The organism is Qipengyuania sp. MTN3-11, from assembly GCF_042851825.1.
GTDB lineage: Bacteria > Pseudomonadota > Alphaproteobacteria > Sphingomonadales > Sphingomonadaceae > Qipengyuania.
The window spans coordinates 1,112,683-1,136,019 of sequence record NZ_BTGM01000001.1; the positions used below are offsets into that span (position 1 = coordinate 1,112,683).

The following is a 23,337-nucleotide window of genomic DNA, read 5'->3' on the forward strand; positions in this document are numbered from 1 at the left end:
TGATAGCCGACAGTGCAGATTTTCCCCCGCCACTGTTGAAAAATGTTGAGGTGCGCGGCGATTAAAATCCAGCCGCACGCGTCAGCCTTTAGCAGCGACCCTATCGGGGAGCGGTTATGGGAACCGATGGCTAACCTTGAATTTTATCGAGGAAAATCAAGATGCAATGGCGGAGCGGGAGGGATTCGAACCCTCGATACGGGGTTACCGTATACACACTTTCCAGGCGTGCGCCTTCGACCACTCGGCCACCGCTCCGCATGCCTGATCGGCTGAACGCGCGCCTCTAGCGACAGACGCGCGCCCCGGCAAGCGGCGGATCAGACCATCGCGTCGCGCTTGACCGTGATCACCTGGGGATAGGTGAATTCCTTCAGTCCCTCGGTGCCGTATTCGGCACCGAAGCCCGACTGCTTGTGCCCGCCGAAGGGGGCGAAGGGGCTGATGTGGAGGAATTCGTTGATCCACACCGTCCCGGTCTCGAGCTGTTCGGCAATGGCGACGCCCTGGTCCGTATCCTTGGTCCAGACCGCGCCGGCGAGGCCGTATTCGCTGGCGTTGGCGCGCGCGATCACCTCGTCCACGGATGAGAACTTCATCAGTGGCATGACCGGACCGAACTGTTCCTCGGCGACGATCCGCGCATCCTCTGGCGGATTGTCGAGAATTGTGATCGGCACGTAATACCCGCTCCCCGAAGGATCGACTTCGCCTCCGACGAGGAACTGGTAGCCATTGTCCTTGGCGTCCTGGATGAGTTCGCAGACGCGGTCGAACTGCTTCTTGTTCTGGATCGGGCCGACGCCGGTGCCCTGGTGCGAACCGTCGCCCACGGTCACGCCCTTGGCGTATTCGGCGATCGCCTTGCTGAGGTCGTCGTAGATGTCCTCGTGGATATAGATGCGCTTGGCGGCGACGCAGATCTGCCCGGCATTGGAGAAGCTCGACCAGAACAGCTGTTCGGCGACCTTCTCGACATCGGCGTCGGGGAGCACGATCGAGGCGTCGTTGCCGCCGAGTTCGAGCGTGATGCGCTTCAGATCGCGGCTGGCGCCTTCCATGATCTTCTTGCCGGTCGCGGTCGAGCCGGTGAAGGTGATCTTGTCGATATCCGGATGCTCGGTGATCAGCGGGCCGAGTTCGTCCGGGCCGGTGATGATGTTGACCGTGCCTGCGGGCACCACGTCCCTGATCAACTCGGCGATGCGCAGCGTGGTCAGCGGGGTGAAGGGGCTGGGCTTGAGCACGATGGTGCAGCCCGAGATCAGCGCGGGGACGATCTTCTGGATCGCCATCATCACCGGGAAGTTCCACGGCACGATCCCGCCGACCACGCCCACCGGCACGCGGCGGGTGCGGGAAAGGCGGGTGTCGTCGTCCTGGTTGATCACGTCGTCCAGCGTCAGCGTGGCCTGCGCGGCGGCGAGGCCGGCGGCGCCATAGATTTCCTGCTGCGCCTGCGCGTGCGGCTTGCCCTGCTCGCTGGTGAGCAGGCGGAACAGCTCGTCGGCGTTTTCCTTGATCGCCGCGGCGATGCCCTGGACGACTTTCTTGCGCTCTTCGGGAGAGGTTTTGCGCCAAGTCTTGAACGCGGTCCGCGCGGCGGCGACGGCACGGTCGAGCTCGTCCTTGCCGCAGGAGGGGACGGTCGCGATCACCTGCTCGTTGGCCGGGTTGATGACCTCCAACGTGCCGGCGGTGGTCACCATCTCGCCGCCGATCAGGCAGGGATAGGTCTTGGTGGTCGTTGGGGCGGACATTCGACTCTCCTCTCGCGTTCCGATTTGCAACCTATGTGCCGATTTCGTCCGGGCGAGTCACGGACAAAGCGCCGGGGCGGGCCTCATCCGGGTTGCGCGCAGGCTCCCGGCGACCTAGCTGCCGGACCGTGTTCGATCAGGATGCCTTCCGCAGCGCGCTCGGCAGTTTCGTCACCGGCGTCACCATCGTCACCGCGCGCGGGCCCGATGGCGAGCCGGTCGGGCTGACGGCCAACAGCTTCAATTCGGTCAGCCTCGATCCGCCGATGGTGCTGTGGAGCCTGGCGCTGTCCAGCAACTCGCTGCCTGTCTTCCGAGATGCGGAGAGCTGGGCGGTCCACATCCTCGCCGCGGGACAGGAGGACCTCTCGCAGCGCTTCGCGACCAGCGGCCTCGACAAGTTCACCGGACTCGGCGACCGAAACGGACCGGCCGATGGGCCCGAGGGCGCTCCGCTCATCGAAGGTTGCGCCGCGCGGTTCGGCTGCCGCGCGCGGTTCGAATACGAGGGCGGCGACCATGCGATCTTCTTGGGCGAAGTCGTCGATTTCGACCGCAGCCGGGCCGAGCCGCTGATCTATCACGGCGGCCGCTACGGCAGGGTCGCGAGCGGTGGGGCGAGGGACGAGGACGCCCTGCTGCTGGCCGGACTGGCGGAAGAGACCGCGAACGGTCTGCGGCTCACCGAAGCGGGCAGGGCGCAGCTGGAACTGCTCGCCAGCCTTTCCTAGTCTACGAAGCCGTCCACCCGCTCGATCACGATGGCCGGGGCCATGCCGCCCGCCGCGCACATCGTGACCAGACCGTAACGCTTGTCCTGCCGTTCGAGCTCGTCGACCATCGTGCCGATCAGGATGGATCCGGTCGCTCCGATGGGGTGACCGAGCGCGATCGAGCCGCCGTTGACGTTGACCTTGTCCCAGTCGAGATCGAGATCGCGGACGAACTTGGCCGCGACCACGGCGAAGGCTTCGTTGATCTCGTAGAGGTCGATGTCGTCTTTGGTCAGTCCGGCCTTCTCCAGCACTTTCTTGGCCGCAGGAACGGGCGCATTGAGCATCAGCGTTGGGTCATCGCCCATGTTGGCCGTTGCGACGATGCGGGCGCGGGGTTTCAGGCCGTGCTTCTCGGCATATTCCCTGCTCGTCACCAGCACCGCCGCCGCGCCGTCGACCACGCCGGAGGAATTGCCGGCATGGTGGAAATGCTCGATTTCGAGGTCGGGATATTTGGCGTTGACCAGTTTGCGGAAAGTCGTCCCCTCCTTGTCGAGGGGAACGTCGGCGATCTTGGTGAAGGCCGGCTCGAGCTCCGCCAATCCCTCGCGCGTGGTCTGGGGGCGCGGAAACTCTTCCTTGTCGAGAACCACATTGCCTTCGTCGTCCGTGACCGGGACGAGCGATTTGTCGAACCGCCCTTCATCGATGGCGGTGGCGGCGCGCTGCTGGCTGCGATAGCCGACTTCGTCGAGTTCCGCGCGGGTGAAGCCTTCCATGCTGGCGATGGCATCGCCGCAGACGCCCTGATGGCTTTGCGGATGCGTGCGTGTGAGACGCTCGTTGTAGCTGCCCATCATCGGCGGCTTGATACCGGCAGCCATCTTGTCCTTGGACATCTGCGCGGTGAGGCTCATCATCTCGGTGCCGCCCGCGACCACGCAATCCTCCATCCCGCTCATCACCTGCGCGGCGGCGAGCGCGACGCTGGTGATCCCGCCGCCGCAGAAACGGTCGAGCGTGGTGCCGCTGGAGGTGACGTCGTAGCCCGCATCGAGCGCGGCCATCCGGCCCATATCGCCCGCCTGCATGCCGTCCTGCGTGCTGACCGACCAGATCACGTCGTCGACCGTCGCGGTGTCGAGGCCGTTGCGCGCGGCGATCGCTTTCAGGCAGGTCGCGGCCAGGTGTTGCGGGTGCATGTGCGCCAGCGCGCCTTTGCCCTGCTTGCCGATCCCGCGCGGCGTACGGACGGCATCGATGATGTAGGCTTCGGCCATGGCGGGCTCTCCTCTCGCTGGCATTCCGGAAGCGGCGAATTGCCGGTTGACGTTTGCGTAAGCCTCCCGCAGCAAGGGCGCAAGACCAGTTTCATAATGCAATGGGAGAGAGCAGGGTGAGCGAAGAAGTCCTGACCGAAGTGGACGACGGCGTGCTGATCGTCACCATCAACCGGCCCGAGGCCAAGAACGCGATGAGCAAGGCTGCGGCCGAGGGGATCGCGGCGGCGATGGACCGGCTCGACAGCGAGGACGACCTCAGGGTCGGGATCCTCACAGGAGCAGGCGGCACCTTCTGTTCGGGCATGGACCTCAAGGGTTTCTTGCGCGGCGAATCTCCGAGCGTCGAGGGACGCGGCTTCGGCGGGGTGGTGCAAAAGCCGCCCGAGAAGCCGCTGATCGCGGCGGTCGAGGGCTATGCGCTCGCCGGCGGGCTCGAACTGATGATCGCGTGCGATCTCGTCGTCGCCAACGAGAATGCCAAATTCGGCATACCCGAGGCCAAGCGCGGTCTGGTCGCGGCGGCGGGCGGCGTGATGATGCTGCCCGATCAGATCCCCGAGCGGATCGCGATGGAACTGGCGCTTACAGGCGAGTTCATCGATGCGGCGCGCGCCTACGAGCTCGGGCTGATCAACCGCGTCGTCGGTGGCTCCGCACTCGACGGGGCGAAGGAACTGGCTGCGAAGATCGCGGCGAACGGCCCGCTGGCGGTCCGTGTGTCCAAGCAGATACTGAAGCAATCGCGCGGCTGGTCGATGGACGAGCGATACGACAGGCAATCGCAGTTGATCGGCCCGGTCTTCGTCAGCGAGGACGCGCGCGAGGGCGCGGCCGCCTTCGCCGAGAAGCGCAAACCCAACTGGAAGGGGAAGTAAGCCATGCCGGTCATCGACGTACCCCAGCCCGAATATATGGAAGACGAGGAGATCGCGATTTTCGCGGACGCCGTCGGCAAGTTCTACGAGAAGCACGCGCCGGAAAAACGCGTCCTCAAATGGCGGGAAGACGGCCAGGTCGAGCGCGAATTCTGGAACGAGGCGGGCGAGGCGGGCCTCCTCGGCAGCTCGGTACCGGAGGAATACGGCGGCCACGGCGGGGATTTCCGCCACGAGATGGTCGTCATCGACCAGCAGGGCAAGCACGGGGTCGAAGGCTTTTCCGCGAGCCTGCACAACACGGTGATCCTGCCCTACCTCGTGCGCCACGGGACCGAGGAGCAGAAGAAGAAGTATCTTCCCAAGCTCGTCACCGGGGAACTCGTCAGTGCCATCGCCATGACCGAGCCCGGCGTGGGCTCGGACCTGCAGAGCATCACCACCACCGCGCTGAAGGACGGCAACGGCTACCGCATCAACGGGGCCAAGACCTATATCTCCAACGGCCAGACGGCGGACTTCATCATCGTCGTCGCCAAGACCGATCCCAAGGAGCGCGCCAAGGGCATCTCGCTGATGCTGCTGGAGACCGAGGGGGCGGAAGGCTTCCAGCGCGGCAAGAAGCTCGACAAGGTCGGGCTGGATGCGCAGGATACTTCCGAGCTGTTTTTCGACGATGTCTTCGTGCCCAGCGACGCCGTGCTCGGCGGCGAAGAGGGCAAGGGCTTCTACCAGCTGATGGGCGAGCTGCCGCAGGAACGCCTGATCATCGCTATGGGCGCGATGACCACGATCGAACGCGCGCTGGAGGAGACGGTCGCCTACGTCAAGAATCGCAAGGCCTTCGGGCAGACGATCTGGGACTTCCAGAACACCCAGTTCACGCTCGCCGACCTCAAGGCGCGGGGGACGGCGGCCAAGGTCTTCCTCAACGATTGCATCGCCAAGCACCTGAAGGGCGAGCTCGACGTGCCGACCGCCTGCATGGCCAAGTACTGGATCACCGAGCTGCAGGGCGAGACGGTCGATAAGTGCCTCCAGCTCCACGGCGGCGCGGGCTACATCAACGACTACCCCATCGCCCGGATGTATCGCGACAGCCGCATCACGCGCATCTTCGGCGGCTCGAACGAGATCATGAAGATAGTGATCGCGCGCTCGATGTAACCGTTCATTCGATCCCGCCCCGGCGCAGCATCGCGTCGATCTCGGCGATCTTGCGTTCGAAGCGCGGGTCGTCGGTCGCGCCGTAGAGTTCGACGAACTCGACATTGGGCATGCCGTCTGTAAGGCCCAGCGTCGCCGGGGGCAGGAGCACATTGTCGTCGGCCTTCAGCAAGCGTGCGCGCGTGGATTCCAGGTATTTGGGATCGGTCAGGTTCCGCGCAGTGAGGAAGCCCGCCCGGTCGGTCGCCAGATCGACGAAGGAGAAGCCGCTCGGATCGTTGGGGCCGAGCAGCGGATTGCGGGACAGGCCGTCGGCCAGCTCCTTCCATTCGCCGATCGCGGCGGTGAAGCGGGTGCCGGTGGTCACTTCCAGCGCGGCGGACAACGCCCAGTGTTTGGGCGAGTCCGGTCGGCCCTGCAGGGTGAGCGCGACGGGCGCGATGGCGCATTCGCGCACGCTTTCGGCGGCCTCTCCGGTCAAATCGCCTGCTTCCGGAGCGACGGCGATCATGGCCAGCGCCACCAGCGCGGCCCCGTGCTGCTCGGGTACGGGCCGGGTCAGGTGCAGGGCGCGCTGCAGCTGGTTCGCGAAGAGCGGTTCGGGTTGCTCGCGCTGCCGCTTGGCAAGCGCGCAATAGATCGCGGCGACCATGCGATCGTCGATCATGGGCGCGCCAGAGAGGCGGTCGAGCAAGCCGGAAGGCGGAAGGTCGACAGACAGCGTGGCACTGTCGCGGGCGATGCTCACCGATCGGACAAGTTCGTCCAGCGGCGGGAACTCAGCGGCGCGCGTGCTTCGGCCCAGCACCAGTTCGAGCATGTCTCTGGCCAGCCATGACGGCACGGGGATCGCGCCCACCCTGGCTTCGATCTCGGGAAAGCCTTCGCTTTCCCCGCGGATGAGGGCGCGCATGTTGAGCCAGCGAAACAGGAGGGGGCGGCTGGCGGCGATGGCAAGTGTATCGCCTTCGAGCTCGGCGGCGAGGCGGTTGGGGGCGAAACCCTGGCTGATCAACGCCGTGATGGCGCCCAGCTGCGCCTGCTCGAGACGAAGTGAAACCGGCTCCCCCTCGGGACGGTCGGAGCGCAAGGCGAGATAGGCATCCTGCGCCAGGGCGACTTGCTCCGCCGTCGCCGCACGAGCGGGAGGCACCCAGGGCTCGGAACCGGTGACCAGCAGAAACAGCAGGATCGGTATGCCGAGGGCGAGCGCGAGCCATGCCCGGCGTCGCCTCGAGGGCGGCTCTGCAGAGGTCATCGGCTCTCTCGAAATCGGGTCGTGCGCTCTAGGCGGCGACCACCTTCTGTTCGATCGCGCCGAAGATGGAGTGGCCGTCCTTGTCCTTCATCTCCACCCGCACGGTGTCGCCCGGTTCCATGAAGCGGGTCTTGGCCTCGCCGCTGTCGATGGTCTCGATCATGCGGATCTCGGCGATGCAACTGTAGCCGAGGCCGCCTTCAGAGACCGGCTTGCCCGGATCGCCCTCCGGCCCCTGATTGCTGACCGTGCCCGACCCGATGATCGTGCCCGCACCGAGATCGCGGGTCTTGGCGGCGTGGGCCACCAGGTCGGCGAGGCTGAAGGTTGCGTCCACGCCGGCATTGGCGCGGCCGAAGGGCTCGCCGTTGTAATCCACCATCAGCGGCAGGTGGATGACGCTGCCCTGCCAGGCATCGCCCAGCTCGTCGGGCGTCACCGCGACCGGGGAGAAGGCACTGGAGGGCTTGGACTGGAAGAAGCCGAAGCCCTTGGCGAGCTCGCCAGGGATCAGTCCGCGCAAGGAGACGTCATTCACCAGCATCACCAGCTTGATGTGATCCGCGGCCTGCTCGCTGGTGACACCCATCGGCACATCGTCGGTGATCACGGCGATCTCGCCCTCCATGTCGCAGCCCCATTTGGTATCCTTCAAGGGGATGTCGGCGCGCGGCGGGAGGAAACGGTCCGAACCGCCCTGGTACATGAGTGGATCGTGATAGAAGCTTTCCGGTACCTCGGCACCCCGCGCCTTGCGGACCAGTTCGACGTGGTTGATGTAGGCGCTGCCGTCGGCCCATTGGTAGGCACGGGGCAGCGGCGAATGAGCCTCGCGCTCGTGGAAACGCTCGGTCGGGCAGGCCTGATGCTCGACATCGGTGTAGAGCGCCTGGAGTTTCGGCGCGACATTGTTCCAGTCGTCTAGCGCGGCCTGCAGCGTCGGCGCGATGTTGTCGGCGGCGCAGTAGCGGGTGAGGTCCTTGCTGACGACGACGAGCTTGCCGTCGCGGGTTCCGTCGTTGAGCGTGGCGAGTTTCATCAGGTATTCTCCGGGTTGTCGGGCTGCGCGTCGGGATGCGCGCGCTGGAATTCGGGCAGGGCGAGGCAGGCGGCCTCGATCCGCTCGATATGGGGCTTGTCGGCGAAATCGAAAGCGAAACGCCGGGCGTTGTAGACCTGCGGCAGCAGCACGGTCTCGAACAGGCCGGGCGCATCGAACAGGAAGTCGCCGGTATCGAGCTGGGCGAGCCGCTGCTCCACCGGGTCCAGCGTGCGGCCGAGCCAGTGGCGATACCAGCTGTCGATCTCCTCCTGCGACTTGCCGTATTCGTTGGAGAGGTACTTGAGCACAGGCAGGTTCAGCGGCGCGTGCAGTTCGGTGGCGATGGCATAGGCGAGCTCGCGCGCGGTGAAGCGCTGCTCGACATCCTTCGGCAGCAGGCGCGGCGCGTCGGGATAGGCTTCGTCGAGCCATTCGATCTGCGCCATCGACTGCGCCCGGTCGCGGCCCTCCGCTTCGAGCAGCGGCACGGTGCCGAAGGGGTTGCGCCCGGTATACGCCTCGCCCTTCTGCTCGGATGCGAGCAGGTTCACCGGCACGTATTCGTAATCGAGGCCTTTCAGCTCCAGCGCGATGCGCAGGCGGTAGCTGGTCGAGCTGCGGTAGTAGCCATGCAGGCGGATCATGCAGGGCTCCTCGGGCTGTTGGACATGGACCGGGTGTTACACGGTCCAGAAGAAGAAAATTCGGCCCGCGCGCGCGGACGGAGAAGGGGCATCGGCGAAGGCGAGGCAGGAGCGATCATGACACCTCCCTGACACGGAGATGCGGTGTAGGACAGGGCGGGGGCGTTGCCGGCATCACCATCAGAACGCCGCGATCCCCGTGATCGCGCGGCCGAGGATCAGCGCGTGGACATCGTGCGTGCCCTCGTAGGTGTTGACCGTTTCCAGGTTCACCATGTGGCGGATCACCTGGTATTCCTCGGAAATGCCGTTGCCACCATGCATGTCGCGCGCGGTGCGGGCGATGGCGAGCGCCTTGCCGACATTGTTGCGCTTGACGATGCTGATCATCTCGGGAGCGAAGCGGCCCTCGTCCATCAGCCTGCCGACCCGTAGGGACGCCTGCAGCCCCATGCCGATGTCCGTCAACATGTCGGCGAGCTTGAGCTGGTAGAGCTGCTTGGAAGCCAGCGGCACGCCGAATTGCTGGCGATCGAGCCCGTATTGACGCGCCGCATGCATGCAAAACTCCGCCGCGCCCATCGCGCCCCAGCTGATCCCGTAGCGCGCCCGGTTGAGGCAGCCGAAAGGTCCCTTGAGCCCCTGCACTTCGGGCAGCAGCGCGTCGGCGCCGACCTTCACATCGTCCATCACGATCATGCCGGTGGTGCTCGCGCGCAGCGAAATCTTGCCCTCGATCTTGGGCGCGGAGAGGCCCTTGGTGCCCTTGTCGAGCACGAAGCCGCGAATGCCGCCGCCATGCGCCTCGCTCTTGGCCCAGACCACGAAGACATCGGCGAAGGGGGAATTGGAGATCCAGGTCTTGGAACCGTTGAGAACGTAGCCATCGCCGTCTTTTCGGGCGACGGTCTTCATCCCGCCGGGGTCGCTGCCGGCATCGGGCTCGGTCAGGCCGAAACAGCCGATCAATTCGCCGCTGGCGAGGCCGGGGAGGTATTTCCTGCGCTGCTCCTCCGATCCGTAGGCATGGATCGGATACATCACCAGGCTCGACTGGACCGAGCCCATCGAGCGGTAGCCGCTGTCGACCCGCTCGATCTCGCGGGCGATCAGGCCGTAGGCGACGTAGCTCGCGCCCGCGCCGCCGTACTCTTCGGGGATGGTCGCGCCGAGCAGGCCGGCCTCGCCCATCATGGGAAAGAGTTCGGGGGCGTCTCTCTCTTCGCGGAAGGCCTCGATCACGCGCGGCTGGAGCACGTCCTGTGCGAAGCCGCGGGCGGCGTCGCGGATCATCCGCTCCTCCTCGCTCAGCTGGCTTTCGAGGTCGAAGGGGTCGTCCCAGGCAAAGGGCACCATTTCCGCCATGTGGTCTCCATGCGATGATTGTGGCGCGGTCGATGGCATCAAGCCGGCGGCGAGGCAAGGATGCCACGCCGGCGAACGGATCGAGCGAGCGGAGTTTAGTGCACCAGCGGCAGCGCCTTGCGGCAGTCGGCGGCACATTCGCGGCACATCTCGGCGCATTTGGCGCAATGCGGATTGTCGTGCTTCTCGCACTCGTCGGCACAGGTCTCGCACGCCAGGATGCACAGTTCGAGCTGGGCCCGCAGCACCTCGATGTTCTGCGCCGTACGGCGAACGGCGAGACGCGCGGTCGAAGCACACACGTCCGCACAGTCGAGGCAGTTGCGAATGCATTGCTGCATGTCCATCTCTTCGGCGACGTCGGCGTCGGCGCAACTGGTGCAGAACAGCGAGCACAGCATCGCGTGGCGCGCGGCCAGCACCAGTTCCTCGGTCTTGTCGTCGACCTGGGGGTGGCGCGAAATCATATCCTGGAGAGACATGGGAATTCCTTTGCAGTTCGGGAGTCGTCTTCCGAACCGCCGGGAAGCGCTACGTGTTCCAAGAACTCTCAGCCGGTGGACAGCACCTGCTGAACGCTGTCGATGATATGGGCCGGAGGGCAAGGCTTGGCCAGAGTGCATGCCTGCGGGAAGCGTTCGGTCACCTCGCTCGGCCCGTAATTTCCCGAATGGAAGATCACCGGCACGTCTTCGGCCATCAGCTGTTCGGCCAGGGGGAAGACGTTGCCGTCGCTCAGCTGCACGTCGAGGATGGCAAGATCCGGCTTCTGCTTCTGGAACGACAGCATCGCGGAGGATATGTCTTCGAACGGGCCCTCCACCGCGAAGCCCGCAGTCTCGACGGTATCGCACAGGTCGAGCGCGATGAGGGGCTCGTCTTCCGCGACGAGAATTACCGGCTGTCTCATATTTTCCACCCTCTCCGTGATCCGCGTTTGCGCCCCATCGAGTCTCAACAGGCTATCACGGTTCGGGTTCCCGACCGAGTCCTAGTTTCCGCCCAGGTTGCCGTAGCGTTCGGCGAAGCCGGCCTCGTCGCCACGCGCGAGATAATCGGCCTGTTCCACCCAGCTGTCGCGGCGGATACGGCCCTGGAAACGACCGAGCTGCGCATCGATCCGGTCGATATCGGACTCGCTCCATCCGGCGATCGCGGCGAAGCTGGTGACGCCCATGTCGCGCAGCTTGGCGGCGAGCTTGGGGCCCACGCCCTTGATCCGGGTGAGATCGTCGCCGGTCTCGCCGCCGTGGCGCGCTTCGGAGGGCTGCTCGCGCTCGACTGCGGCACTCACCGCTTCACCGGCGCCCGCGAGCCCGGCAGGCGTGACCGGGGGGATCACTGGAGGCGCTTCCCTCGGCGGGGCGGCGGCGGCGGGTGTCTCTGCCTGTCCCGCGCGCGGCGTGTCGATCAGCGCCTGATTGCGCGCGGCCGGCGCCGCGCCTTCGTCGAGCACGTCGCGCCGGTCGCCGGTGACCTTGGTCTTGCGCGCGGCGTGAAACACGTACCAGGCGACGGCGATGCCGATCACCAGCGCCAGCAGGATCAGCAGCCAGTTGGCCTCGATCATTTCCATCACGTCAGATCTCCCTTGTCCGCTTCGTCGTCGAGCGCATGGTCCTGGCCGAGGCTGGAGCCCCAGACCAGCCAGCCGAGGCCAATGCCGGCGGCATAGGCCGCGAGCATCAGCACGATGAGTTCGAGCACCAGCGGCATGTCAGCGCGCTCCCGGCGTGTCGACCGGAGTCGGCTTGAGCGGTTCGGTGCGGATGACCGAGAAATCGATACGGCGATTGGCCGGATCGGTGGGGGCGAGCCCCTCCGCCGGTTCGGCCGAGCCGACGCCTTCGGCGCGCAGGCCGCTGCGGGGTATGCCGCGCTGGACCAGCGCCTCGCGCACCGCGATCGCGCGTTCGCGGCTGAGCAGGAGGTTGGTCGCCTCGGCTCCCGACTGATCGGTGTGGCCGGTCACCGCGATGATCGAGCCGAGGCACGGGCGCAGAGCCTCGGCCACCTCGTCGAGCAGCGCGCGGCTGGCGGCGGTCAGGGCCGCCGACCCCTCCTCGAAACGGATCGTGCGGGTGCGCAGCAGCCCCTCGACATCTTCCTGGCAATGCATCGGAGTGAAGGTCGGCACATCGCTTTCGGCGACGAGGGTGCCGTCGGCCCAGAAAACGCCCCCGACCCCGGGGATCGCGGCAACCGAGCGGGCGACCTGCGCCCTGGTGCCTTCGTCCAGGGTCTCGCCGCCGCTCAGCACGGGATGGCGCGTGATGCCCAGGCGGTTGGCGAAGCGGACCTCGACTCCCGATCCACCGGCATTTGCGATCGCTCGAGTGGCGAGACCCGTCTTTTCTTCGGCGAAGCTCAGGGCGTAGCTGGCGCTGCCGAGATAGCCGACCCCCGCCACCAGCACGGCGCCGGACACAATGGCGAGGGAAGCGCGGACGGCCATGGCCCTGTCCCTAACCACACCCGCTCCCGAGCAAAAGGGGGCGGGGCGAAAAGAACTCAGACGGGGCCGGTAACCCCGGTCGCCGGCTTGTCGCTTCCCATGCTGCGGAAGAGGACCCGGTCCTCCGGCCCGAAACCGCGGCGCCAGATCACCCAGCCGTAGACCGCGAGGATCGCAGGGACACCGAACGCGAGCTCGGCCCACTCCGGCAGGCGCGTGGCGAGGAAGCCGACCAGGATCGCCGGCCCCGCCGCCCAGATCACCGCCCAACGCCAGTTGTTCACCGGATGGCCGAGGATGCGCGACAGCATGACTGCCTTGACCAGGCTCGCGACGCCCAGCGCCAGCATCAGCCCCAGCGCGGCGGCCGCCGCCTTGTAGGGTTCGCCGAGGCCGTTCGCCTCGACGAGCATGATCAGCGCAACCGTGAGCGCCGCCTGCAGCGCGATGGTCGCGATCGAGATCCACAGATTGCGGACCCGGGCGACGTAGATGAGCGCCGCCTCGGAGACGACCGCGGTTGCCGCGACGACTTCGGCCGCGAGGAGGAAGGCGAGCGCGCCGGTGCCGCCGACGAAGTTCGGTCCGACGAGCCCCATCACCGCCTCCCCGGGCACGCCGAGCGCCAGCGCGATCCCAGCCTGCATGGCCGTGATCCAGAAACCCACCTGGCACACCTGCCGCGCGATCGCGGCATAGTTGTGGTCCTTCAGGTTCTTCGTGATGACCGGTCCGAGGATCGGCTCGAAGCTGGTCTTGAGCTTCTGCGGCAGAGAAGCGACCTGCTGGGCGATGTAATAGACCCCCACCGCCGACGGCGCGGCGAACAGGCCGAGGATGAAGATGTCGAGCCGGCGGGTCCCCCACTCGATGGCATCGGCGGTCGCCAACGGCAGCGCACGCCAGGTGACCCGGCCCATGTAGCGCGGGCGCGGTCGCCAGCCGCGTGGCAGGCCGTAGGTCTTGAGAAAGGTCCACAGTCCCGTCAGCAGCCCGGCGTAGATCGAGGCGATGTAGGCCAGGGTCAGACCGTCCTCGGGCGTGACGAACCACAGTGCGCCGGCGAGGATCGAGATCGTCCACGGCTCGACCACCGCGCGGGCCCGCACCGTGGTGGCGATGTCGAACTTGTACGCTTGTGCGGCGAGCACGATCTCGGTCAGCGCATAGGCGGGGATCGCCAGCACGATCAGCCGGTCGATCTGCGAATAGCGGCCGGCGGGAAACATCGGGGCGGGGACGAAATAGAGAAACAGCGCGGCAAGGCAGGAGAACAGCGTCGCCAGCAGGATGCCGTCGAAGACGAGATTGGTCTGCGACTGATCCGCCCCCTCGGTAAGCCGTTGGGCAAGGCCGCGCTTCTCGCCCATCGAGCACATCAACGCGACCAATTCGACGACCACCAGGGCGGAGGCGAACAGGCCCAGCTTCTCCGCCCCGTAAAGTCGTCCGGCGATGAACAGAAACGGGATCCGCGCGAGCAGCCGCAGCAGGAAGCCGAGGAAATTGGTCCGGCCGCCCTTGGCGAGTTCGGCCATGTCGCCGTCGTCCGCCTTCGCGGATACGGCGGGATCCGGCACCGAGCCGGTGGGAGGCGGCGGAACGCTGGCCATTCAACCTTCGCGTTCGGCCTTGAGCGGGCGCGAGAGCAGGGCGGACACCACTTCACCTGCCGGATCGCAGCCCAGCAGCCGCACCACGGCGCCGACGATCGGCATGGCGATGTCGTGCTTGCGCGCCAGTTCGGCGAGGATCGGCGCGGTGTGCGCGCCCTCCGCCACTGTGCGGCGGTCGGACATCAGCGCCGCGGCGCTCTCGCCTTCGCCCAGCGCCTTGCCGAGCGAGAAATTGCGGCTGGAGGTGGAAGTGCAGGTGAGCACCAGATCGCCCAGCCCGCACAGCCCCGCCAGCGTCTCGGCATCGGCCCCCAGCGCCTCGCCGAAGCGCAGCATCTCGGCATAACCGCGCGCGATCAGCGCGGCGCGGGCGTTCTGTCCCAGGCCGAGCCCCTCGACCACGCCGCAGGCGATGGCGAGCACGTTCTTGACTGCGCCGCCGATCTCCGCGCCGGCGACATCGGCGGTGTAATAGGGGCGGAAGGACGGCCGGGCGATGACCGGGGCGAGCCTCTGCCACTGCGCCTCGGTTCCGCCGCAGGCGAGGGTAACCGCGGTAGGCATCCCTTCGGCGACCTCGTGGGCGAAGGTCGGACCGGACAGGACGGCGACGTCGCTTTCCGGTGCGGCGGCCCGGGCGACGTCGTTCATCAGCCGTCCGCTGGCGGCTTCGATACCCTTCGAACACAGCACCAGGTCGCGCGGGTGACGCGTCATCGCGCCGAGCACGCTGCCCATGTGCTGCGCGGGGGTGACGACGAGCAGGATGGCGAGCTCGGCCATTGCGTCGAGGCTGCCGGTGGCGCGGATCGAAGGTGACAGCTCGGCGGACGGCAGGAACAGCGAATTGGTGTGTGCCGCGTTGATCTCGTCGACCAGCTCGGTTTCGCGCGCCCACAGCAGCACCTCGCGCCCGTCGCTGGCGAGCATCTGCGCCAGCGCCGTTCCCCAGGCACCGGCGCCGAGAACTCCGACCGTCGGGATCATGCCTTCACCCCGGCACCGCGCGCCGGCTCCGCACCGGGATCGAGCGGCCAGCGCGGCCGGGCGGTGAAATCGAGCGGGTCGGGCGCGAAGCCGGGCAGCGTGAGCCTCTCGCAGCCGGCCCAGGCGATCATCGCCGCGTTGTCTGTGCAGAGTGCCGGCGGCGGGGCGACGAAGCGCATGTCCCGCTCCTTCGCCAGCGCCTCCAGCGCGGAGCGGATCGACGCGTTGGCGGCGACTCCGCCGGCGACGACCAGCGCCGGCACCCGCCCAATCGCGTCGAGCGAGACGCGCAGCCGGTCCAGCACGCAATCGAGCGCCGCCTGCTGGAAACTCGCGGCGATGTCCGCCGGTTCGTAGCGCCCGCTTTCATGCGCACGCAGCACCGCGCTCTTGAGGCCGGCGAAGGAGAAATGCGGCTCGGGCGATCGCAGCAGCGGGCGGGGGAGGGGCACCGCTGCAGGATCGCCCTCCTTCGCCAGCCGCTCCACCGCCGGGCCGCCGGGAAAGCCGAGGCCGAGGATCTTGGCGGTCTTGTCGAACGCCTCGCCCAGAGCATCGTCGATCGTCGTCGCCAGCCGGCGATAGCGTCCCACGCCGTCGACTCGCAGGATCTGGCAATGCCCGCCCGAGACCAGCAGCAGCGCATAGGGAAATCCGAGTTCGGGATCGGCGAGCCGCGGGCTCAGCGCGTGGCCCTCGAGATGGTTGATCGCGAGCAGCGGCACCTCGCTCGCCATCGCCAGCGCCTTGGCGCTGACCAGGCCGACCATGACCCCGCCGATCAGGCCCGGTCCCGCCGTGGCGGCGATGGCGTCGCAATCGGCGAGCGCCAGCCCGGCGTCGGCGAGCACGCCTTCGATCATCGGCGCCAGCCGCTCCGCATGGGCGCGCGCGGCGATTTCGGGAACGACGCCGCCATAGGGCGCGTGGTGCTCGTCCTGCGAGGCGATCCGTTCGCTGAGGATTTCGCGCGAGGAGGTGACCAGCGCAGCCGCGGTTTCGTCGCAGCTCGATTCGATACCGAGAACCACAGCCATCACGCTTTTCCTTAGCGAAGCGGGGCGCTAGGGCAAGGCGACGCGATGCCCGGACCCCCCACCCCAGACACGCCGCTGCGCCTCGGAACCCGCCGTTCGCCGCTTGCCATGGCGCAGGCGGAGGAGGCGAAGGCCCGGCTCGTCGCCGCGCACGGCTGGGTGCAGGATGCCGTCGAACTGGTCCCGGTGGTCGCCAGCGGCGACAAGGTGCAGGACCGGCCGCTGTCGGAAATCGGCGGCAAGGCGCTGTGGACCCGCGAGCTCGACGCCTGGCTGATCGAGAACCGGATCGATGCCGCGGTCCACTCGATGAAGGATGTCGAGACGATCAGGCCGCAGGAGCTAGCCATCGCAGCGATCCTGCCGCGTGCGGACAAGGCGGACCGGCTGCTCGGCGCGATGACGATAGCGGAGCTCCCGGAAGGCGCGACGGTGGGCACCAGCGCCCCCCGGCGGGCAGCACAATTGCTCCACGCCCGGCCCGACTGCCGGGCGGTGACCTTTCGCGGCAATGTCGCGACCCGGATGGCCAAGCTCGAGGCGGGAGAGGTCGATGCGACCTTTCTCGCCGCCGCCGGGCTCGAACGGCTGGGCGAGGACGGGGTGGGTGTTCGCCTCGATCCAGAGAGGTGGTTGCCCGCACCCGCGCAGGCCGCGATCGGTATCGAGTGCCGGGCCGGTGATGCGGAGACGATGCAGTGGTTCGCTGCGCTCGACCACGCCGCCAGCCGGGCGGAGATCGTTGCCGAGCGGGCGCTGCTCGCGGCGCTCGGGGGCAGTTGCCATAGCCCGGTCGCGGTCCTCACCGGCGGCGACGGAGACGCGATGACCATGCGTGCGGCGATCTACAGCGAATGCGGGATGGAAAGGATCGCGGGAGAAACGACCTTCGTCGCGGGCGATCACGCGCCGGTGCGGGCGCTTGCGGCGGAGCTTCTCGGCAAGGCACCGGAAAAGGTCCGCTGCCTGTTCGCGGGTCCGGCGTGAGCTTGCCGCTGGTGCTGTTGCGACCGGAGCCCGGCTGGAGCGCCAGTGCGGCGCGTGCGCGCGAAATGGGGCTCGAAGTGGCGGGGGCGCCGCTGGTGGCGATCGAGGCGGTCGACTGGCGGATGCCGGAGGGAGAGTTCGACGGATTGCTCGCCGGCAGCGCGAATGTCTTCCGTTGCGGTGGAGATACGCTGGAGCGCCTGCGCCATCTGCCTGCTCACTGCGTCGGCAAGGCAACCGCTTCGGCAGCTCTCGCGGCGGGGTTCGAGGTGGCTTTCACGGGAACCGAGGGGTTGCAGGCGGCGCTCGATGCGATCGCGCCACCCGCCCGGATGCTCCGTCTGACCGGTGAGGAGCGGGTCGCGCTCTCGCCTCCCGAGGGCGTCGCGATCGTCGAAATCACTGCCTATCGCAGCCGTCGGCTCCCCATGGCAGTCGATCTCCTGCCGCCGCGCGCGGTGATCGCTTGTCATTCCGGCACCGCCGCGGCCCATTTCGCGCATGAGGTCGATCGGCTGAGCCGGGATCGGACAGCCTATGTTCTCTGTGCCTTGTCGGCGCGGGTGGCGCGCGAGGCAGGGGCGGGCTGGCAGTCCATCCACATTGCCGACTCGCCCGATGACGCCGCTTTGCTGGCATTGGCCGGGCGCCTGTGCCAAGGCGCTGGTGTGACCGCGAGCGACAGCACGCATTCACCATAGGGTCTGCAGAACGGATGAGGATGGACGATATCACAGCCCCCCGGCGCAAGCGCGCCTCGTTGCGGCCGATGGTCCTCGCTCTGCTGGCCGCCTTTCTCCTCGGCGGCGGGCTGGCCGGCTATGGCGTCTATCGCTGGCTCGACAGTAGTGAGAGCGCCCCCGAACCGGTGGAGGCCGACTCCCCGACGGAGCTGATGCCGCCATCGGAACGCGTGGGGCCGACGCCGACGCCCAGCGCCACCGCGGCCCGCCAACAGGCCGCCGAAGCTGCGGTGGAGCGGGTGGAGGAGCAGCAGGGCGGTATAGACCAGCGCCTTGCCGCGGCCGAACAGCGGCTCGACCGCCTTTCACTCCAGTCCCAGGCTGCCGCCGGCAATGCCGCGCGCGCCGAGGGGCTGCTGATCGCCTTCGCCGCGCGTCGGGCGCTGGAAAAGGGGGCGGAGCTCGGTTTTCTCGCCGACCAGTTGCGGCTGCGTTTCGGCGATGCGCTGCCCAATGCGGTGCGCACGGTGGTCGCGGCGAGCCGCGATCCGATCACCATCGACCAGCTTATCGCCCGGCTCGACGGTCTGGCTCCCGAGCTTGCCGAAAGCGACGCCGGATTTTCCTGGGAGCGGCTGCGCAGCGAGCTGGCGACCCTGTTCGTGGTGCGCCGGGAAAGCACGCCTTCGCCCCAGCCGCAGCGCCGGGTCGAACGGGCGCGGCTGTTCCTCCAGAGCGGCCGGATCGACGCTGCGGTCGCCGAGGTCTCGGCGCTGCCGGGCGCGGCGCGGGCGCAGGACTGGATCGCCGATGCCGAGCGCTATGCGGCGGCATTGGAAGCGCTCGATCTCATCGAGACCGCCGCCGTGCTCGAACCGCGGATGCTGCGCGACGGGACCGGCGAGCGGATCGACCAGGCGAGCCCCGCCGGCACAGCTACGACCGAGAACTGAGGGGATAGGTCAGGCGCGCAGGAGTTCGGGCAGATCGCCCGCGACGCCGCGCGCTTCGTCCATGAACCAGCGCTTGAGCGTCGGCGCGCGCTGGACGCCCGCCATGCCCAACCGGCGGATCGCCGAGGCGGCGGGGCCGGGAATGCCGAAGAGCCGGGTGAGCCCGTCCGTCGCCAGTGCCACCATGAAGCTGTCCAGCCCGCGCCAGCGCTCGTATTTCGCGAGCAATTGCGCATCGCCGGGCTCGAGGCCGAGCAGCGCGCCGTCCTCCAATACCTCGACCAGCGCGCCGACGTCGCGAAGGCCCAGATTGAGCCCTTGTCCCGCGATCGGGTGGATCCCGTGCGCCGCATCGCCGACGAGCGCCAGGCGCTGGCCGGTGATGGTCGCTGTGTGGTGGAAGCCCAATGGAAAGGAGGCGCGCGGGCCGACCCCGGCGATGTCGCCGAAAAGGCCGGCCATGCGTTTCTCCACCTCGGCGACGAAGGCGCGGTCGGATAGCTTGAGAACCCCGGCGGCATCCGTCTCGCACACCGTCCAGACCAGCGCGCTGCGATGCGTGCCGTCTTCGGCATCGCGCATCGGCAACAGCGCGAAGGGGCCGGCGGGGTAGAAGATTTCCCAGGCGACGTTGCCGTGGGGCTGCGCGTGCTCGATCCCGGCGACCACCGCGCGGTGATCGTACTGCCACTTCGCGACCGCGATCCCGGCCTCGGCGCGGGTCGGGCTGGCGCGGCCCTCGGCCCCGACCATCAGCGCAGCCTGGAACGTCTCGCCGCTCGTGGAGGTTGCGGACACGCCATGCTCGGAGCGTTCTCGCGATGCGATCTCGGTGCGTGCATGCCAGGCGATCAGCGGCTCGGCGCGCGCCGCCTCGAACAGCGCCAGCCGCAGCGTGCGGTTGGCGAACATCCGGCCGAGGCTGCCTTCGTGCGGTTCGGGCCGGAAGTCGATCCGCCCGCGCTTCATCTGGTCGACCACCGCGATCGATTCGATCGGGCAGGCGTGCGGTTCCAGCGCATCGGCGAGACCGATGTTGCCGAACAGGTTCCAACTCGCGGTGGAGATCGCCGAAGCGCGGCCGTCGAAACCCTCGGCGGTCAGCTCGGCGGGGTCGGCGCGGTCGACCACATGGCTCGAGAAGCCCTTCTTCGCGGCGGCGAGGGCGAGCGTCATCCCCACCAGTCCGCCGCCCAGGATCAGGAGGTCGCGCTTGTTGTCCATGGCCGCCAGCCCTAGAGCCGGGGGCGTGACTGGCGCAAGGATATTGGACGGGTTCGCTCGGGTGGCGGCGCTGGTGGCTCTGCTGGCGGCGCTCCTCCTTCCGTCCTCGCTGGCGGCGCAGGATGTGCGCTTCGGCAGCGAGAACATGGCGGTGGAACTCGCGGCCGACGCTCCGCCGAGGCCGGGCGAGACCTGGATGCTGGCGCTGCATTTCTCTCCGCGCTCCGAGGAATGGCACGGCTATTGGTCGAACCCGGGGGATGCCGGGCTGGGCATGACGCTCGACTGGAACCTGCCGCCGGGCTCGGAGGTGGGCGAGCCGCTGTACCCGGTCCCGCAAAGGCTGGTCGTCGCGGGGCTGATGAACCATGTCTACAAGGGCGATTACACCGTGCTGGTACCGGTGGCCGTGCCCGCGAATGCGGCCATTGCGGCGGTTCCGGCGATTGCGGTCAGGGCGCAGTATCTCGCCTGCACCGACAAGGTCTGCGTACCGCAGGACGCCTATCTGACGCTCGACCCTTCCGCGGCGACGGGCGACGAACGGTTCGCCGGCTGGCGCGCGCAGGTCGCGCCGCTGCTCGACCGAGAGGGGAGCTTCGCCATCGCCGACGGGCGGCTGCGGGTCGCGATCCCGATCCCCGAGGCGGAGCGGCTCGGCGATGCCCATCTGTTCGTCGAGAACCTCGATCTGGTCGATTACGCCGCGCCCCAGCCTTTCTTCGCGCGCGGCAACACGCTGATCGCGGAGATCCCCCTCGGCCTCGGGGAGGCACCGGTGGAGTTGCGCGGCATCCTCGCCTTCGGAGACGGCAATGGAGTCCGCTTCACCGCCCGCGCGGGGCCGGTCCCGTCGGGCGGATTCGCGCTCGCGGCCAGTCATGACCGGCTGCCGTCGGTATGGCTGGCGCTGCTTGGCGCGCTCGCCGGGGGGCTGCTGCTCAACCTCATGCCCTGCGTTTTTCCCATCCTCAGCCTCAAGGCGCTGGCGCTGGCCAGGGCTGGGGGCGCGGAGGGCGCAGCGCGGCGCGACGCGCTCGCCTACACCACCGGAGTGGTGCTCGCCTGCGTGGCGCTCGGCGGGGTTTTGCTGGGCTTGCGGGCGGCGGGCGAACAGGTCGGCTGGGCGTTTCAGCTGCAGGAACCCTGGGTGGTCGTCGCGCTGCTGGTGCTGGCCACCGCGATCACCGCCAATCTCGCCGGGGCCTTCGAACTGCCCGGGCTGGTGGTGCGCGGCGGCCGGGGCGGGACCAGCAGCTTCGCCACCGGGCTCCTCGCCGCCTTCGTCGCGACGCCGTGCACCGGGCCGTTCATGGCGGCGGCGATGGGCGCGGCGTTGCTGCTGCCCGCCCCGCAGGCCCTGGCGCTGTTCGCCGCGCTGGGACTGGGGCTTGCGCTGCCCTTCCTGCTGCTCGGCTTCGTACCCGCCCTGCGCGCGCTCCTGCCGCGTCCGGGCGCTTGGATGGCGCGCTTCCGCAAATGGATGGCGGTGCCGATGGGGCTGACCGCGCTGGCACTGGCGTGGCTGGTTTGGCGGATGGGCGGAACGGCCTTCGCCATCGGCGCGCTGGCCATCGCCGGAGTGGTCACGCTGCTGCTGGCCGCGATCCTCGGCGGGCTCAAGGGCGCGAATATGCGCTGGGCCGCTGCGGGCATCGCCACTTTCCTGCTGATCGGCACCGGCATGGGGATGCAATACGGTTTCGTTCCACAGGCCGAGGCGGCCGGCGACAGCATCCACGATCCCGAGCCCTTCTCCGAAGCGAGGCTGGCCGAGGCACGTGCCAGCGGCCGCCCCGTCTTCGTCTGGTTCACGGCCGACTGGTGCCTGACCTGCAAGGTCAACGAACGGGCCGCGATCGAGCGCGCGGAGGTCCGGGAGGCCTTCCGGCGGGCGGGGGTGGTGACATTGCGAGGCGACTGGACCCGGCGCGACGAGGCGATCACCGGTTTCCTCACCCGCCAGGGTGCCGCGGGCGTGCCGCTCTACCTGTGGTATCCGGCGGGCGGCGAGCCGCGGCAATTGCCGCAGGTGCTTACGCCCGATCTCCTCGCCGGCCTGCCCGGGCGCGGCAGTCGCTGATCAGCCGCCCCGGCAGGCCGCTGGGGTTGAGGATCAGGCTGCCCGCGCCGGGGACCGTCGCCTCGATCCGGCCCGACCCCGTCAGACCTTCGAGCTGAGCACTGTCGGCCGGGACGCTCCCGCGCCACAGCCAGGTGCCGTCCACGCGCACGGCGTCGATCCACAAGCGCTCGACATGGCCGTTGCCGATCAGCGCCAGCACCGCCTGGGCTTCGGGGTCGGCGACGGCATGGCGGGTGAAGACGATCGCCGGACCGCTCTTGCTTGCGGTGCATTCGAGCGCGAAAAGCGGGCGTTCCCCGGGCTTGCCGTAGATGATCCGCCCCGCATTGCGCCCCGGGGCCCAGCCGGCGCCTTGCGTGTCGGGAGTATCGATGGGCGCGCGCGGTTCCTCGCGCACTTCAAGACCTACCCGGGCGACATAGTCGTCGCTCGCCGGCGGCCTGCAGGCCGGGACGAGAGCGAACGCCAGGATAAGCGCGAGACGCGACCGCATTGCCGGCGCCTATGGCATGCGGGGACGCCGTGGCAATAGGGCCGCGTCCGCCATCCCCGATGACCGGATGGCTGAAGGCCAAGCCTCAGGCGCAGGCGGCGATGGCGCGCGCCAGCGGTTCCCCGACGGGGGTGGTGATGCTGCGGTCGCCGAGCGTGAAGGTGATCGGCTGCTCGGCATCGGCCAACACTTCGACCACCGCATCGCCGCGCTGGATGCCGCCCTGCCAGATGGCGTCGGGGCCCAGCGCGCTGGCGATACCGCGCACCGGGAAGGAGCCGCCTGCGTCGCCGGCGCTCACCGCGACCGTCTCGCTGGCGCCGGCTGTGGCCGGGGCGATCCACTGGAAGTCGAGCAGAGTTTCGCCGGTCATGCTCTCGTTGCAGGACAGCGAGATCACCGCCTCACTGTCGGCCGGGCCGTACAATGCGGTCTGGGTCGCGGGCTTGTAGAACCAGCGCATTCCCTCGGTCGGCGTAACGCCGGCGACGTCGGCGTCGCTTCTCTCACCAAATACGGGCGCTTCCTCGGCGATCTCGGCGGCTTCTTCCGACACCTCTTCGTCGGGGTCGACGCCGGGATTGCAGGCGGCGATGGCCAGCGGGATCAGCGAAGCGGCAAGAAGTCGAGTAGGCATAACTGTTCCTCCAAGAACCTTTTGCGCCTCAACCCCGTCATCTCAGACCGGTTCCCGCTTTCGCGGTTA

The 23,337-nt window shown here is 68.1% G+C and carries 24 protein-coding genes and 1 tRNA gene; 7 read left to right on the top strand and 18 right to left on the bottom strand.

The window, feature by feature from the left end:
- Positions 1-167: 167 nt before the first annotated feature.
- Positions 168-258 (bottom strand) — tRNA-Ser (locus ACGHN1_RS05325).
- A 62-nt stretch (positions 259-320) separates the two neighbouring features.
- Positions 321-1,760 carry an aldehyde dehydrogenase family protein gene (locus ACGHN1_RS05330; RefSeq protein WP_390549017.1) on the bottom strand — a complete coding sequence of 480 codons (1,440 nt, stop codon included), beginning with the start codon at positions 1,758-1,760 and terminating at the stop codon, positions 321-323.
- Between the two features lie 128 nt (positions 1,761-1,888).
- On the opposite strand from ACGHN1_RS05330, the gene ACGHN1_RS05335 reads away from it, so the two are divergent.
- Positions 1,889-2,491, top strand: coding sequence for a flavin reductase family protein (locus ACGHN1_RS05335; protein ID WP_390549018.1), 603 nt, complete (start codon positions 1,889-1,891; stop codon positions 2,489-2,491).
- Here the strand turns inward: ACGHN1_RS05335 and ACGHN1_RS05340 are convergent.
- Positions 2,488-3,756 carry an acetyl-CoA C-acetyltransferase gene (locus ACGHN1_RS05340; RefSeq protein ID WP_390549020.1) on the bottom strand — a complete coding sequence of 423 codons (1,269 nt, stop codon included), beginning with the start codon at positions 3,754-3,756 and terminating at the stop codon, positions 2,488-2,490. The genes ACGHN1_RS05335 and ACGHN1_RS05340 overlap by 4 nt on opposite strands.
- A 116-nt stretch (positions 3,757-3,872) precedes the next feature.
- On the opposite strand from ACGHN1_RS05340, the gene ACGHN1_RS05345 reads away from it, so the two are divergent.
- Together ACGHN1_RS05345 and ACGHN1_RS05350 are read left to right on the top strand one after the other, a co-directional pair.
- Positions 3,873-4,634, top strand: coding sequence for a crotonase/enoyl-CoA hydratase family protein (locus tag ACGHN1_RS05345; protein WP_390549022.1), 762 nt, complete (start codon positions 3,873-3,875; stop codon positions 4,632-4,634).
- Between the two features lie 3 nt (positions 4,635-4,637).
- Positions 4,638-5,801 (top strand): acyl-CoA dehydrogenase family protein, encoded by a 1,164-nt coding sequence (locus ACGHN1_RS05350; protein ID WP_390549024.1) that lies wholly within the window; start codon positions 4,638-4,640, stop codon positions 5,799-5,801.
- A gap of 4 nt (positions 5,802-5,805) precedes the next feature.
- Here ACGHN1_RS05350 and ACGHN1_RS05355 read toward each other — a convergent pair whose 3' ends face one another.
- The 12 genes from ACGHN1_RS05355 to tsaD form a co-directional block, all read right to left on the bottom strand.
- Positions 5,806-7,059, bottom strand: a complete 1,254-nt coding sequence (locus tag ACGHN1_RS05355) for a hypothetical protein (RefSeq protein ID WP_390549026.1) — start codon at positions 7,057-7,059, stop codon at positions 5,806-5,808.
- Between the two features lie 28 nt (positions 7,060-7,087).
- Entirely contained in the window at positions 7,088-8,098 is a 1,011-nt protein-coding gene (locus ACGHN1_RS05360) for a fumarylacetoacetate hydrolase family protein (protein ID WP_390549028.1), read from the bottom strand.
- Positions 8,098-8,742, bottom strand: coding sequence for a maleylacetoacetate isomerase (gene maiA / locus ACGHN1_RS05365; RefSeq protein WP_390549775.1), 645 nt, complete (start codon positions 8,740-8,742; stop codon positions 8,098-8,100). Before maiA ends, ACGHN1_RS05360 begins: the two co-directional genes overlap by 1 nt.
- 183 nt (positions 8,743-8,925) lie before the next feature.
- The gene (locus tag ACGHN1_RS05370) at positions 8,926-10,101 is read right to left on the bottom strand and encodes an acyl-CoA dehydrogenase (protein WP_390549777.1); all 1,176 of its coding nucleotides are present in this window, start codon (positions 10,099-10,101) and stop codon (positions 8,926-8,928) included.
- Positions 10,102-10,205: 104 nt separating this feature from the next.
- Positions 10,206-10,592 carry a four-helix bundle copper-binding protein gene (locus ACGHN1_RS05375; protein ID WP_390549030.1) on the bottom strand — a complete coding sequence of 129 codons (387 nt, stop codon included), beginning with the start codon at positions 10,590-10,592 and terminating at the stop codon, positions 10,206-10,208.
- Positions 10,593-10,660: 68 nt separating this feature from the next.
- The gene (locus ACGHN1_RS05380) at positions 10,661-11,020 is read right to left on the bottom strand and encodes a response regulator (protein WP_390549032.1); all 360 of its coding nucleotides are present in this window, start codon (positions 11,018-11,020) and stop codon (positions 10,661-10,663) included.
- An 81-nt stretch (positions 11,021-11,101) separates the two neighbouring features.
- Positions 11,102-11,686 (bottom strand): helix-hairpin-helix domain-containing protein, encoded by a 585-nt coding sequence (locus ACGHN1_RS05385; protein WP_390549779.1) that lies wholly within the window; start codon positions 11,684-11,686, stop codon positions 11,102-11,104.
- A complete protein-coding gene (locus ACGHN1_RS05390) occupies positions 11,686-11,826 on the bottom strand; it encodes a hypothetical protein (RefSeq protein ID WP_390549034.1) in 141 nt (46 codons plus the stop codon). Before ACGHN1_RS05390 ends, ACGHN1_RS05385 begins: the two co-directional genes overlap by 1 nt.
- A 1-nt stretch (position 11,827) precedes the next feature.
- The gene (locus ACGHN1_RS05395) at positions 11,828-12,565 is read right to left on the bottom strand and encodes an OmpA family protein (RefSeq protein ID WP_390549036.1); all 738 of its coding nucleotides are present in this window, start codon (positions 12,563-12,565) and stop codon (positions 11,828-11,830) included.
- Between the two features lie 56 nt (positions 12,566-12,621).
- Positions 12,622-14,178: a lipopolysaccharide biosynthesis protein gene (locus ACGHN1_RS05400; RefSeq protein WP_390549038.1), complete on the bottom strand. Its 1,557-nt coding sequence runs from the start codon at positions 14,176-14,178 to the stop codon at positions 12,622-12,624.
- Positions 14,179-15,168, bottom strand: coding sequence for an NAD(P)H-dependent glycerol-3-phosphate dehydrogenase (locus tag ACGHN1_RS05405; protein WP_390549040.1), 990 nt, complete (start codon positions 15,166-15,168; stop codon positions 14,179-14,181).
- On the bottom strand, positions 15,165-16,205 hold the full coding sequence (gene tsaD / locus ACGHN1_RS05410) for a tRNA (adenosine(37)-N6)-threonylcarbamoyltransferase complex transferase subunit TsaD (RefSeq protein ID WP_390549042.1): 1,041 nt from the start codon (positions 16,203-16,205) through the stop codon (positions 15,165-15,167). The genes ACGHN1_RS05405 and tsaD overlap by 4 nt, the downstream gene beginning before the upstream one ends.
- Positions 16,206-16,250: 45 nt before the next feature.
- Here tsaD and hemC point away from each other — a divergent pair, with 45 nt between their 5' ends.
- Genes hemC through ACGHN1_RS05425 form a run of 3 tightly spaced genes read left to right on the top strand, consistent with a single transcriptional unit; the run spans position 16,251 to position 18,828 of the window.
- A complete protein-coding gene (gene hemC, locus ACGHN1_RS05415) occupies positions 16,251-17,192 on the top strand; it encodes a hydroxymethylbilane synthase (RefSeq protein ID WP_390549044.1) in 942 nt (313 codons plus the stop codon).
- On the top strand, positions 17,189-17,893 hold the full coding sequence (locus tag ACGHN1_RS05420; RefSeq protein ID WP_390549046.1) for a uroporphyrinogen-III synthase: 705 nt from the start codon (positions 17,189-17,191) through the stop codon (positions 17,891-17,893). The genes hemC and ACGHN1_RS05420 overlap by 4 nt, the downstream gene beginning before the upstream one ends.
- Positions 17,894-17,913: 20 nt before the next feature.
- Positions 17,914-18,828: a hypothetical protein gene (locus tag ACGHN1_RS05425; protein WP_390549048.1), complete on the top strand. Its 915-nt coding sequence runs from the start codon at positions 17,914-17,916 to the stop codon at positions 18,826-18,828.
- Between the two features lie 9 nt (positions 18,829-18,837).
- Here the strand turns inward: ACGHN1_RS05425 and ACGHN1_RS05430 are convergent, their stop codons facing one another.
- On the bottom strand, positions 18,838-20,052 hold the full coding sequence (locus tag ACGHN1_RS05430) for an FAD-dependent monooxygenase (protein ID WP_390549050.1): 1,215 nt from the start codon (positions 20,050-20,052) through the stop codon (positions 18,838-18,840).
- Between the two features lie 43 nt (positions 20,053-20,095).
- On the opposite strand from ACGHN1_RS05430, the gene ACGHN1_RS05435 reads away from it, so the two are divergent.
- A complete protein-coding gene (locus ACGHN1_RS05435) occupies positions 20,096-22,135 on the top strand; it encodes a protein-disulfide reductase DsbD family protein (RefSeq protein WP_390549052.1) in 2,040 nt (679 codons plus the stop codon).
- Here ACGHN1_RS05435 and ACGHN1_RS05440 read toward each other — a convergent pair.
- Both ACGHN1_RS05440 and ACGHN1_RS05445 read right to left on the bottom strand, forming a co-directional pair.
- On the bottom strand, positions 22,089-22,631 hold the full coding sequence (locus ACGHN1_RS05440; protein WP_390549054.1) for a hypothetical protein: 543 nt from the start codon (positions 22,629-22,631) through the stop codon (positions 22,089-22,091). The genes ACGHN1_RS05435 and ACGHN1_RS05440 overlap by 47 nt on opposite strands.
- Before the next feature lie 85 nt (positions 22,632-22,716).
- Complete coding sequence (locus tag ACGHN1_RS05445) at positions 22,717-23,268, bottom strand: hypothetical protein (RefSeq protein ID WP_390549056.1); 552 nt, start codon at positions 23,266-23,268, stop codon at positions 22,717-22,719.
- Positions 23,269-23,337: the final 69 nt, after the last annotated feature.

Excerpts from the sequence above, each read along its gene's own strand:
- ACGHN1_RS05330 (WP_390549017.1), bottom strand. The coding sequence starts at position 1,760 with ATGTCCGCCCCAACGACCACCAAGACCTATCCCTGCCTGATCGGCGGC.
- ACGHN1_RS05340 (WP_390549020.1), bottom strand. The coding sequence starts at position 3,756 with ATGGCCGAAGCCTACATCATCGATGCCGTCCGTACGCCGCGCGGGATC.
- ACGHN1_RS05350 (WP_390549024.1), top strand. The coding sequence starts at position 4,638 with ATGCCGGTCATCGACGTACCCCAGCCCGAATATATGGAAGACGAGGAG.
- ACGHN1_RS05355 (WP_390549026.1), bottom strand. The coding sequence starts at position 7,059 with ATGACCTCTGCAGAGCCGCCCTCGAGGCGACGCCGGGCATGGCTCGCG.
- ACGHN1_RS05360 (WP_390549028.1), bottom strand. The coding sequence starts at position 8,098 with ATGAAACTCGCCACGCTCAACGACGGAACCCGCGACGGCAAGCTCGTC.
- ACGHN1_RS05370 (WP_390549777.1), bottom strand. The coding sequence starts at position 10,101 with ATGGTGCCCTTTGCCTGGGACGACCCCTTCGACCTCGAAAGCCAGCTG.
- ACGHN1_RS05375 (WP_390549030.1), bottom strand. The coding sequence starts at position 10,592 with ATGTCTCTCCAGGATATGATTTCGCGCCACCCCCAGGTCGACGACAAG.
- ACGHN1_RS05380 (WP_390549032.1), bottom strand. The coding sequence starts at position 11,020 with ATGAGACAGCCGGTAATTCTCGTCGCGGAAGACGAGCCCCTCATCGCG.
- ACGHN1_RS05385 (WP_390549779.1), bottom strand. The coding sequence starts at position 11,686 with ATGGAAATGATCGAGGCCAACTGGCTGCTGATCCTGCTGGCGCTGGTG.
- ACGHN1_RS05390 (WP_390549034.1), bottom strand. The coding sequence starts at position 11,826 with ATGCCGCTGGTGCTCGAACTCATCGTGCTGATGCTCGCGGCCTATGCC.
- ACGHN1_RS05395 (WP_390549036.1), bottom strand. The coding sequence starts at position 12,565 with ATGGCCGTCCGCGCTTCCCTCGCCATTGTGTCCGGCGCCGTGCTGGTG.
- ACGHN1_RS05400 (WP_390549038.1), bottom strand. The coding sequence starts at position 14,178 with ATGGCCAGCGTTCCGCCGCCTCCCACCGGCTCGGTGCCGGATCCCGCC.
- ACGHN1_RS05405 (WP_390549040.1), bottom strand. The coding sequence starts at position 15,168 with ATGATCCCGACGGTCGGAGTTCTCGGCGCCGGTGCCTGGGGAACGGCG.
- tsaD (WP_390549042.1), bottom strand. The coding sequence starts at position 16,205 with ATGGCTGTGGTTCTCGGTATCGAATCGAGCTGCGACGAAACCGCGGCT.
- hemC (WP_390549044.1), top strand. The coding sequence starts at position 16,251 with ATGCCCGGACCCCCCACCCCAGACACGCCGCTGCGCCTCGGAACCCGC.
- ACGHN1_RS05425 (WP_390549048.1), top strand. The coding sequence starts at position 17,914 with ATGGACGATATCACAGCCCCCCGGCGCAAGCGCGCCTCGTTGCGGCCG.
- ACGHN1_RS05430 (WP_390549050.1), bottom strand. The coding sequence starts at position 20,052 with ATGGACAACAAGCGCGACCTCCTGATCCTGGGCGGCGGACTGGTGGGG.
- ACGHN1_RS05440 (WP_390549054.1), bottom strand. The coding sequence starts at position 22,631 with ATGCGGTCGCGTCTCGCGCTTATCCTGGCGTTCGCTCTCGTCCCGGCC.
- ACGHN1_RS05445 (WP_390549056.1), bottom strand. The coding sequence starts at position 23,268 with ATGCCTACTCGACTTCTTGCCGCTTCGCTGATCCCGCTGGCCATCGCC.